The organism is Paraburkholderia fungorum, from assembly GCF_900099835.1.
Taxonomy (GTDB): Bacteria; Pseudomonadota; Gammaproteobacteria; order Burkholderiales; family Burkholderiaceae; genus Paraburkholderia; species Paraburkholderia fungorum_A.
The window spans coordinates 966,350-977,308 of the sequence record NZ_FNKP01000002.1 but is presented as its reverse complement, the minus strand read 5'-3'; the positions used below and the strand labels follow the sequence as shown (position 1 = coordinate 977,308).

Genomic DNA, 10,959 nt, shown 5'->3' with positions numbered 1-10,959 from the left:
ACCAGAGGTACTTGCCGCGAGCACGCAGTTTTCGTTCAGCGGACTTTTTTCACTACTTTTTGTCATACGCGTCGGTCACGGCTTCTTTCACCGCATTTGTCACGCGACGCGCAGGCAAAAAAAAACGACGCCCGAGGGCGTCGTTTTTTCATCCATTCACTTCCAGTTCCGTCACTTCGCCACCGCACCCGCCGGCGCGGTCCAACGCGGCTCGGGCGCCTTGCCCGGGCTCTTCGCCAGCACGCAAACCACAAACGCGGCGACGATATCGAACACCGCCAGAACAACGAACAGCGGGCTATAACCGATTTGCGTCACCAGCACACCGAACAACGCGGTGAAGGCCGCTGCGCCCAGATAACCCGCCATACCCCCCATGCCCGTCGCAGTCGCGACTTCGTTCTTGCCGAACATGTCCGACGTGATGGCGTACAACGCGCCCGACAGCGTCTGATGCGCAAAGCCGCCGATACACAGCAGCGCCACCGCCACGTACGGGCTCGCCACCAGACCAACGCACGCCGGTCCGATCATGAACAGCGCGCCGACCACGAACACCATCTTGCGTGACGTGAACAGCGACACCTTCGCGTACTTGTGGAACAGCGGGCTCAGATAGCCGCCGAGCACGCAGCCAATGTCGGCAGCGAGGAACGGCATCCACGCATACAGCGCGACTTCCTTCAGGTTCATGTGACGCTCGGTCATCATGTACAGCGGAATCCACGCGTTGAAGGTTTGCCAGGCCGGTTCCGACAGAATGCGCGGAATGCCGATCGCCCAGAAGTCGCGGCTCGCCAGCATCGCGAGACGGCTGCGCTTCGGCGCGCTCGCGTCGTCGCTGTGCTTTGCTTCCTGGCCGCTGAGAATGTAGTCGCGCTCGGTGTCGCCGAGCAGTTTCTGCTGACGCGGATGCTTGTACAGCACCATCCACAGCACGCTCCACACGATCCCCGCCACGCCGACGATCACGAACGCCAGTTGCCACTGACCACGCAGCAGCGCCCAGACCACCAGCGGCGGCGCCAGCAGCGCACCGATCGACGAGCCGATGTTGAACCAGCCGATCGCCACCGAACGCTCTTTCGCGGGAAACCATTCGCTGGTCGCCTTGACGCCGGCCGGAATGCCCGCCGCTTCAGCGAGACCCAGCACGCCGCGGAAAAACGCGAGACTGCGCCAGCCCGTGGCCCACGCCGCCGCCGCACACGCCACCGACCACGCCAGCGCGAACGCTGCGAAGCCGAGCTTGGTGCCAATGGTATCGAGCACCCAGCCCGCGACCGGCTGCATGAACGCATAGCAGAGCTGCCAGGCGACCACCACGTGCGCGTACTGCTCGGTGGTGATGTTCAGGTCTTTCATCAGCGTCGGTGCGGCCACCGACAGCGTATTGCGCGCAAGGTAATTGATGATGAGCCCGGCCGCGACCAGACTGACCATCCACCAACGGATGCCCTTGATTTTCATTGCTGAGTCTCCTCGTAATGCCTACCGCTGTCAGACCGGCTTCGCGGTGTTTGCCGTCGAGCTGTCCGGACCGCCGTCCGTGCGCGAATAATCGATACCGACAAAACTGCCGCCCTGGAAGCGCTGGCCCAACGCGTCGAGCGGGTTCGGCTGCGCGAGAATTTCCGCCGCGTAGTCTTCGGCGTTCTGTTTCGGCTGATAACCCAGCCGCGCTGCGCCGCTGTTGTCCCACCAGCTACGCGTGTTGGCCGACACGCCCCACACCGTCAGGAAGCCGACGTCTTCGGCTTCGACACAGCGGTCGAGGAAATGCATCAGGTCTTCGTGACCGAACCACGTGCTCAGATGACGCTGCTCGGCCGGACGCGCGAGGCAGCTGCCGATCCGCACGCACACGCTTTCGATGCCGTGCTTGTCCCAGTACATTCTGGCGAGCGCTTCGCCCCACACCTTGCTCAGGCCGTAGAAGCCGTCCGGGCGCAGTTCGCAGTCGAGGCTCAGATGCTCGGTGACCGGATACATGCCGATCGCGTGATTCGAGCTGGCGAACACGATGCGCTTCACGCCCTGACGGCGCGCGCCTTCGTACACTTCGACGAGACCGCGCAGGTTGTTTTCGATGATCTCCGGCAGCGGACGCTCCACGCTAGTCCCGGCAAAATGGATCAGCACGTCGACGCCCTCGAGCAGGCGATCCACGATCGCCGGGTCGCGCAGGTCGCCGTGCATCACGTCCTCGCCTTCGACCAGCGGCGTCAACGCCTTCGAGCCTGCCGCCGAACGCAACGAGGTGCCGCGCGCGATCAACGCTGCACGTACAACCGAGCCTAGCTGGCCGCCAGCGCCACTCAGAGCAATCTTTTTCATACGGTTCCTTTCCTGCTTCATTGACTGCGGCAACTGCGCCGCGCGCGATCGAATTGGGGTGACAAGCCAGCGGCAAAGCAGCGGCATTTATCGCCTGCTTAACACACGCTAGTTGTACGATAACGTACTATTAACGATGCTCACGCGGATTTCAACCAGGCATTTACCCTGATCCGTATTCGGGTTGAATGGAATTTTCCTTAATAAACAAGCGCTATCTCATTTTTTATTTATGCGATGTCGTATGACATAACGCAAAAATTCTCGCTCACTTTTCTTTTCATCGATTGGCTGCGGAAATCACCGGCCTCCTCCTGTGAAGCAGCCTCCGGCAAGGACGCGTAGACTTGTGCGCCAGCGCCGGTTGTCGCGTTCGGGTACGGTGAATGTTTCGCCGTTGTCCCGTTTGCCGTCCTACCGACCGCTTCTACCGCTGCTTTTACCGCTCATGCAGGAGCCGCAGGCGCAGGCCGTTGCGGCTCTTTCGTCCATCAAGCCCGGTTCATTTTCAGCACAGCAACTCACCATGCCCACTGCCGACTATTTCGTGCGATCCGTCGCGCTGCCGTCCGAGTCCGCCGTCACCCGTCTGTATAACGCGCCCGACCTCGCCGACGCGTTCGCGGTCCGCCTGCCCGACAACGCAATCGACGACCCCGAGCTGCTCGCGCGCTTCCTGTTCGCCAATCAGGCGGGATGGGTCGCGCAATTGCTGGCGCTGCGCGACGTGCTGGTCGCGCGTTTCGGACTCAAGACGGCGAAGCAGTTACGCCGCGAAGGCGCGGAGGGCCCGCGGGAGCGCGTCGATATCTTCAGGATCTACACGCGTAGCGCGCACGAGATCATTCTTGGCGAGAACGACAATCATCTGGACTTCCGGGTGTCGGTGCTGCAACAAACCCGCAGCACGCATGAGGGGCGCTCGCGTTATCTGGTTCTGTCCACGGTCGTGAATTGTCACAATGCGCTGGGGCGCGCGTACATCGTGGCGATCGCGCCGTTCCACCGGCTGGTGGTGCGCTCGTCGTTGCGGCGAGCGGCGCGAATGGGCTGGCCGACTGTTTGAGCGGCGGCCTTTACAAACGGCATGCTTCGGGCCGAGGGCGCGGCCATCGGTAACCGGCTGCGCCCTCCTTGCCTGGCGAAAACTTCAACCCCGCTTCATCACGAGCCGATGAACGCCAGCAGATCGGCGTTCACCTTGTCGGCTTCGACCGTGCACATTCCGTGCTGACCGCCCGGATACACCTTGAGCGTCGCATTCCTGACGATCTCGGCCGTGCGTCGGCCTGCCGCGTCGATCGGCACAATCTGGTCGTCGTCGCCGTGCAGCACCAGAGTCGGCACATCGATCTTCTTCAGATCTTCCGTGTAATCGACTTCGGAAAACTGCTTGATGCAGTCGTACAGACCCTTGATCGACCCCACCATGCCTTGCGCCCAGAACGAGTCGATCACGCCCTGCGACACCTTCGCGTTCGGCCGGTTGTAGCCGTAAAACGGCACCGCCAGATCCTTGAAGAACTGCGAGCGGTCGTCGACCACGCCCTTGCGGATTCCGTCGAACACATCGATCGGCAAGCCGAGCGGATTGGCGTCGGTCTTCAGCATCAACGGCGGAACGGCGCCGATCAGCACCGCCTTCGCGACCCGTTGCGTTCCGTGCCGTCCGATGTAGTGCGCGACCTCACCGCCGCCGGTCGAATGGCCGACCAGCGTCGCGTCTTTCAGGTCGAGGTGTTCGATCAGCGCGGCGAGGTCGTCGGCATAGGTGTCCATGTCGTTGCCGTCCCACGGCTGCGACGAACGGCCATGACCGCGCCGGTCGTGCGCGATCACGCGAAACCCCTTGCTGCCGAGAAACAGCATCTGCGCGTCCCACGCGTCCGCCGACAGCGGCCAGCCGTGCGAGAACACGACCGGGCGCCCCGTGCCCCAGTCCTTGTAGAAGATTTCAGTGCCGTCTTTCGTCTTGATCGTGCTCATCTGCTGACTCCTTGTGGATGAAGTCTGCCGTCGCCGGCAGGGGGATGAAGCGGGTTTTCGAAGCACTCGCGCGGCGCAGGACGACGCGCCCTGTCACGGACGGTCTGCATCGCACCACACTTTCTTGACGGATTTGCGAAGCACCGGGAGATTGGCTCGCGGACACTTCGATGTGACTATTCGAAACGAATATCGGGAATAACGACTGGACTGCCTGCGTGGCGCGCGTGCATCGAGAAACGGAGAAACGGAGTAACGGACTCTGGACTGGAAGACGCCGACGCTGGCTGTCTGCATGGTAGAGGCAAAATAATTCAGTGGCTAGCGCGCGGGTTCATGGAAGTCGGGCAGAGTCGCGCGAATGTCGGCGGATGACGGTTCGCGGACATTCGCCTCGAAACGCACGAGAGGTGATTCAAGCGGGACGTCACGAAGCGGAGTGACGAAGGCGGCCTGAAGCCCGACTATCACGAGCCGCGTGCGCCTCAATCGAGCCCGATTGTTGCAGCGCGGTCTATTGACGCACTTGGCGCACACACGCGCGAGGCGCCTCCCGCAAGACAATCAGGAAAACTTGATACCCATCAAGGGTTTGACGCCAAAAAACCGTAAAACAGCTTAAAACAAGGCGGTTTTTTGACGCATGTCGCGCCGCAGCAAGATTTCCGCCGATCCCCTACTCTTGCGCCATCTGCCAGATGCAGTGCGCACCGACAACGGTCGACGCGCGTAGTCCGCCCTCGCGGACATCACGCATATCACGCCCATGAACACCGCAATATCGGCATTCGATCTAGCCCGGATTCAGTTTGCCTTCACCGTCTCGTTTCACATCGTTTTCCCGGCGCTCAGTATCGGTCTCGCCAGCTTCATCGCCGTCCTCGAATGGCGCTGGCTGCAAACCGGCAAGGCGTACTACAAAGATCTTTGCCTGTTCTGGTCGAAGATCTTCGCAGTGGCCTTCGGCATGGGCGTCGTCTCCGGCGTCGTGATGAGCTATCAGTTCGGCACCAACTGGTCAGGCTTCTCCAGCTTCGCGGGACCGATCACCGGACCGCTGCTGATGTACGAAGTGATGACCGCGTTCTTCCTCGAAGCGGGCTTCCTCGGCATCATGCTGTTCGGCTGGCAGCGCGTGAGTCCGCGTGCCCACTTCGGCGCGACGCTGATGGTCGCGATCGGCACGCTGATCTCCACCTTCTGGATTCTCGCGTCCAATAGCTGGATGCAGACGCCGCAAGGCTTCGAAGTCGTCAACGGCCACGTCGTGCCGCTCGACTGGTTCAAGATCATCTTCAATCCGTCGTTCCCGTACCGGCTCGCGCATATGGCGATCGCGGCGTTCATCGTCGCGGGGCTGGTGGTATCAGCGGTCGGCGCGTGGCATCTGCTGCGCGGACGGCGCGATCCGGCCGTCAAGAAAATGTTCTCGATGGCGCTGTGGCTGCTGCTGATCCTCACGCCGATCCAGGCTTTCGTCGGCGATCAGCATGGCCTGAACACGCGTAAATATCAGCCGGCGAAGATCGCTGCGATCGAAGGTCTGTGGGAAACCGAGAAAGGCGGCACCGCGCTGAACCTGTTCGGCATCCCCGACATGAAGGCGGAAACCACCCGCTACGCAGTGTCGATTCCTCACCTCGGCAGCCTGATCCTCACCCATAGTTGGGACGGCGAAATTCGCGGTCTGAAGGAATTCCCGCCGCAAGACCGTCCGAATTCGACGGTGGTGTTCTGGAGCTTCCGAATCATGGCCGGACTCGGCGTGCTGATGATCCTGATGTCGGTCGCGGCCTGGGCGCTGCGCCGCCGCGAGCGCCTGTTCGAGTCGAAGTGGTTCCAGCGCTTCGCGGTGGCGATGGGGCCGACCGGCTTCATCACGCTGCTGGCCGGTTGGGTCACGACCGAAGCCGGACGCCAGCCATGGGTCGTGTACGGCGTGATGCGCACGTCGCAGGCGGTGTCGCCGCTCACCACGCAACAGGTCGGCATTTCGCTGATGACCTTCGTCGCCGTCTACTTCCTCGTGTTCGGCACGGGCATCTACTACATGCTCAAGCTGATGCGCTCGGGTCCGGCGCTGCCGGGGCACACGCCGCACCATGCGCCCGCGCATTCGCCGAATCAGACCGCGCGCCGCCCGATGTCCGCCGCCGATCAGATGATCGACGCTGCCTGAAACGGCCCGCTCCCCTAGACGCTTGCGAGAAACAGAATGGATATAACCGTAGTGTGGGCCGCGATCATCGCGCTGGGCCTCTTCATGTATGTGGTGCTGGACGGCTTCGATCTGGGGATCGGCATCGTCTTCCCGTTCTTCCCCGATGAAAAAGAACGCGATCTGATGATGAACACGGTCGCGCCGGTCTGGGACGGCAACGAAACCTGGCTGGTGCTCGGCGGCGCCGCGTTGTTCGCGGTGTTCCCGATGGTCTATGCGACCGTGCTGTCGGCGCTGTATCTGCCGCTGATCTTCATGCTGGTTTGCCTGATCTTTCGCGGCGTGTCGTTCGAGATTCGCGCGAAGGCGAACCGCACCAAACATCTGTGGGATCTGGCGTTCATCGGAGGATCGGCGGGAGCGACGTTCTTCCAGGGCATCGCGCTGGGCGCGTTCCTGCAAGGCATTCCGGTGATCGACGGCGCGTATGCCGGCGACGCGTTCGGTTGGCTCACGCCGTTCAGTCTGCTGACGGGCCTCGGATTGGTGGTCACCTATGCGCTGCTCGGCTGCTGCTGGCTGGTCGCGAAGACCGAAGGCGATCTGCAGCGCCGCCTGCACCGCGTGGTGTGGCCGCTGACGGTCGTGCTGCTCGGCTTCATCGCGATGGTCAGCCTGTGGACGCCGCTGCAGGACCCGACGATCGCACAGCGCTGGTTCCACGACAATATTTTCTACCACCTGCTGCCGGTGCCGTTCCTGGTCGCGATCTGCACGTTCTTCATGTATCGCGCGGTGCGGGCGCGGCATGACAACACGCCGTTTGTGCTCGCGCTGCTGCTGGTGCTGCTCGGCTACCTGGGGCTGCTGGTGAGCCTGTGGCCGTACGCGATTCCGTCGAGCGTGACGCTGTGGGAAGCCGCCGCGCCGCGCGCGAGCCAGACCTTCACGCTGGCTGGAACGGTAGTCATTCTGCCGATCATCATCGCCTATTCGACGATGGGTTACTGGGTATTTCGAGGCAAGGTGCGTCATGACGACCAACATCACTATCACTAAGCCGATGAGCGGCGACGTGACTCAGAAAGCGCTCGCAACGTCCACCGCTTCGAAGCCTAAATTGCCCGGCTGGCTGTGGTTCATTGCGCTGTGGTGCTTTGGCGTAGCGTCAGCGGTATCGCTCGGTTTCGCCTTCAAGCTTCTGATGAATGCGACCTTGTTCGCAGTCAGATAAACGCTGCTTTCATCAGGCCTGATCCGGCGCGCATAATCTGCTGCGACCCGCGTCAATGCGTTCAAAAAAGGGCCAATCGCCTCGTCTACGTACCAAGCTGGAACCTAAGCGCAGGAGACCTGCCTTAACCTGATCGGGGCGATGTCCGGGTAATCTCCGAGCGATACCTGGACATGTTCGCTCAACCGGCAATTGTATTGAAAAGCTCCACCAGTGCGGCCGCCCGCAAGCGGGCCGCATCGCAGATCGGCACGAGAATCGCGGGGTAGCCGGCCATGATGATGCGTTTCACGTCACGACAGATAGAACGACAGCAACAAGGCCGTACACGAGACCCTATGACGGCGAACGTCCACAACGGGCAGGCCCGACTCGCGGAGACATCATGAAGTTTCTTGTGGCCGACGACCATGAACTGATCCGGCAAGGCGTCAAGGGTTTGCTGCGCGGTCTCGATCCCGACGCGCAATTCGACGAAGCCGATAGCTGGGAAACCCTCGCCACCGCCGCACGGCCCGATGCCGATCACGATCTGGCGATCGTCGATCTGCATATGCCGGGGATGAGCGGCGCGTCATCGCTCGAAGTGTTGTTGAAGGCGAATCCGGCGCTACCGGTGGTGGTGCTCTCCGCCGAAGAATCCCCTGACGAGATGCGCGCGGTGCTCGCCGCCGGCGCGCTCGGTTTCGTGCCCAAGCGGCAACCGGCCAGCGTGATGCTGAAGGCGATCGAACTGGTTCTGTCGGGCGGCGCTTATGTGCCGATGGAAGCGCTGAGTCTGCTGGGTTCGCGGGATGCGCAGGCGGGTGCGGGGTGTGCGGATTCTGCTTCTGCCTCCGGCGCGTCGGGACAGGGCGCGACGGCGCAGGCCGGGGCTGCTGGGGGCGCTCCGGTTGGCGCGACGCTGACCGAACCGCTCACGCAGGTTCAGGCGTTGCAGCCGCATCAGCGGCATTTGCTGGAAAACCTGTCGCCGCGTCAGCAGGACATCATGCGGCTCGTGCATCGCGGCTGGACCAACAAGATGATCGCGCGCGATCTGGGCGTCGCCGAAGGGACGGTGAAAGTGCATCTGTCGGTGATCTTCCGGGCGCTCGGCGTGCACAACCGGTCGACGGCGATTGCGGTGATTAATGGCTGGCTGGAGGCAGGGCGGACGCTTTAAGGGGGGCTTCGGCTTTGGCTTTGGCTTTGGCTTCGGACTGCCTCTCCAGCCCCGCCGTTTTTCCCGACAAAAAACAGCATCGCCGGACCCCGCCGCTCCGCGTCATCCACCTCTACTTCTGCGGCTGCCCCTGCGCCTGATCCAGCAGATCCGGCCCCGCGTCGCCTGGCGGCGACTCGTCCAACGCTTCCATCGCGCCGCCAACCGCACCGCGCACGCCCGCTGGCCCTTCCGCGCCGCCCTCGCCCAGCTTCACCGCCGTCGCCGCCCTGCCGCTATCCAGTTCCGCCTGCTGCCACAGCATTTCCAGCGTGCGCCGCAGACGCGCCGGCGTCACCGGCTTATGCAGCACCGGAATGCCCTGCAACGCAAGCGCGGCCAGTTCCGCCGACGCCATATCGCCGGTAATCAGCAACGTCACCACGTTGTCATGCCCGGCATTCGCCAGCATCCCGCGCACGGCCGTTAGCGCCTGCGCGCCCGTCCGGTGATTCGCGAGCTGATAATCGCAAAGCACGGCGTCCGGCACGAAACCGCTGGCGAGCGCGGTCAGCGCCTCCACCTCGTCCCGCGCGACGAAAACCGTGCAACCCCAGCGTCCCAGCAAACTCGACAGACCTTCGAGAATCGACGGATCGTCGTCGATACACAGCACCCGCCGCCCTTGCGCCGACGGCCCGCCCGCCACCGCCTCGTTCAGACTCGCAACGATCCCGCCGGCTTCGCCCGCCTGCACCGGAAAGCGGAACACCGAGCCGCGCCCCGGCGCCGAGCGCAGTTGCAGTTCGCCGCCGAGCATCTCCACCAGCCGCTTCACCGTCGGCAGACCCAGCCCGTGCCCCTGACGCGCATCGCGCTGCGGATTCGCAACCTGATAGAACTCCTCGAAAATGTGCTCGTGCTCTTCCGGCGGAATGCCGATCCCCGAATCGCGCACTTCGACAAACCCGCCGCTTTGCCGCCCCGCGCGCCGGAATCCGAGCCAGATCGCGCCGTCCTCGGTATAACGCACGGCGTTCGACAGCAGATTGCTCAGCACGCGTTCGAGCAGCACCGGATCGTCGTGGACGACCATCGCGGTCGGCGCAATCCGCAGCGCGAGCCCCTTGGCCGCCGCCTGCGGCCGATACTGGCTGCCGACTCGCTCGAACAGTTCGGAAAGCCGGAAATGCAGCCGTATCACCTGGGTCACGCCGCTCTCCAGCCGCGCCAGATCGAGCACCTGATTGAACAACTGGTTCAACGCCTCGACGTTATAGACGATGTGCTCCGCCGTCTTCGCATGCTGCGCGGGCGTCGCGGCCGTGTCGTTGAGCGACGCGGCCAGCAGGCCGATCGCATGCAGCGGCTGCCGCAAATCATGGCTCGCGGCCGCAAAGAACCGCGTTTTCGCGAGACTCGCCTCTTCGGCGACATGCTTCTGCGCCGCCAGCGACTCCGCCAGATACTGCTGATCCACCCGCGCCTGCACGACCTGGCGGAACAGCTTGCGATAACTCATCGCGTAGACATTGATCGCGCAGAAAAAGAACGCGAGCACGATCGCGAGAAGCGTGCGGTCGAAAGTGTGCGATCCGAAATGCAGCCAGATTGACGGGAATAAAAGAAATGGGATCGCGGTAGAGAAGTTCAGCAGGTCGAAACCATTCGACATGAACACGCCCGCCGCCAATGTCACGAGCATGACGGTATGCAGCAGCGGCAAATCGGTTTGCGGACTCTGGAACGCGAACCACACCGCGATACCCGGTGCGCTGTAAAGCAGCACACCGCGCAACGCATGCAGATAAATCCAGCCACGCGGTGACGCGAGTTGCGGATAGCGTCGATTGCAGATCCACAGCGCGAGGCTGCCGAAATTGGCTACCGCGTAGAAACCGAAGCACGCAGCGAAAAGTGTGGGCGACGGGATCGCCGGCCAGTAGATCGCCACCAGCACCGCGATCGAAAACCAGTGCGAGAAGAAGGCGATCGGATCCTGCGCGTACAGCACGCGCACGAGGTCTTCGTCGATGGCACGCTGGATCGGGTCGGCCCGCATTGCGCGGTCTCCTTGTCGGGCACGGCAAATTCGGT

9 protein-coding genes are annotated in these 10,959 nt (G+C 62.8%); 5 read left to right on the top strand and 4 right to left on the bottom strand.

Features of this window, described 5'->3' with window-relative positions; all coding sequences use genetic code 11:
- Nucleotides 1–171 precede the first annotated feature (171 nt).
- Together BLS41_RS20405 and BLS41_RS20400 are read right to left on the bottom strand one after the other, a co-directional pair.
- On the bottom strand, nucleotides 172–1,470 hold the full coding sequence (locus BLS41_RS20405; RefSeq protein WP_074768096.1) for an MFS transporter: 1,299 nt from the start codon (nucleotides 1,468–1,470) through the stop codon (nucleotides 172–174).
- A 30-nt stretch (nucleotides 1,471–1,500) separates the two neighbouring features.
- Nucleotides 1,501–2,337 carry an NAD-dependent epimerase/dehydratase family protein gene (locus BLS41_RS20400; protein ID WP_074768094.1) on the bottom strand — a complete coding sequence of 279 codons (837 nt, stop codon included), beginning with the start codon at nucleotides 2,335–2,337 and terminating at the stop codon, nucleotides 1,501–1,503.
- A gap of 526 nt (nucleotides 2,338–2,863) precedes the next feature.
- Here BLS41_RS20400 and BLS41_RS20395 point away from each other — a divergent pair.
- Nucleotides 2,864–3,403, top strand: a complete 540-nt coding sequence (locus BLS41_RS20395) for a DUF2867 domain-containing protein (RefSeq protein WP_074771073.1) — start codon at nucleotides 2,864–2,866, stop codon at nucleotides 3,401–3,403.
- Nucleotides 3,404–3,501: 98 nt separating this feature from the next.
- Here the strand turns inward: BLS41_RS20395 and BLS41_RS20390 are convergent, their stop codons facing one another.
- Complete coding sequence (locus tag BLS41_RS20390) at nucleotides 3,502–4,323, bottom strand: alpha/beta fold hydrolase (protein ID WP_074768092.1); 822 nt, start codon at nucleotides 4,321–4,323, stop codon at nucleotides 3,502–3,504.
- A 766-nt stretch (nucleotides 4,324–5,089) separates the two neighbouring features.
- Between BLS41_RS20390 and BLS41_RS20385 the strand changes: the two genes are divergently transcribed.
- From BLS41_RS20385 to BLS41_RS20375, 4 genes are all read left to right on the top strand, one after another.
- Nucleotides 5,090–6,502, top strand: a complete 1,413-nt coding sequence (locus tag BLS41_RS20385) for a cytochrome ubiquinol oxidase subunit I (protein WP_074768090.1) — start codon at nucleotides 5,090–5,092, stop codon at nucleotides 6,500–6,502.
- Nucleotides 6,503–6,538: 36 nt separating this feature from the next.
- Complete coding sequence (gene cydB, locus BLS41_RS20380) at nucleotides 6,539–7,543, top strand: cytochrome d ubiquinol oxidase subunit II (protein ID WP_074768088.1); 1,005 nt, start codon at nucleotides 6,539–6,541, stop codon at nucleotides 7,541–7,543.
- Nucleotides 7,518–7,718 carry a hypothetical protein gene (locus BLS41_RS38510; protein WP_143026326.1) on the top strand — a complete coding sequence of 67 codons (201 nt, stop codon included), beginning with the start codon at nucleotides 7,518–7,520 and terminating at the stop codon, nucleotides 7,716–7,718. The genes cydB and BLS41_RS38510 overlap by 26 nt, the downstream gene beginning before the upstream one ends.
- A gap of 385 nt (nucleotides 7,719–8,103) precedes the next feature.
- Nucleotides 8,104–8,883 (top strand): response regulator transcription factor, encoded by a 780-nt coding sequence (locus BLS41_RS20375; RefSeq protein ID WP_074768086.1) that lies wholly within the window; start codon nucleotides 8,104–8,106, stop codon nucleotides 8,881–8,883.
- A gap of 112 nt (nucleotides 8,884–8,995) precedes the next feature.
- Here the strand turns inward: BLS41_RS20375 and BLS41_RS20370 are convergent, their stop codons facing one another.
- Nucleotides 8,996–10,924 (bottom strand): ATP-binding response regulator, encoded by a 1,929-nt coding sequence (locus tag BLS41_RS20370; protein ID WP_074768084.1) that lies wholly within the window; start codon nucleotides 10,922–10,924, stop codon nucleotides 8,996–8,998.
- Nucleotides 10,925–10,959 lie beyond the last annotated feature (35 nt).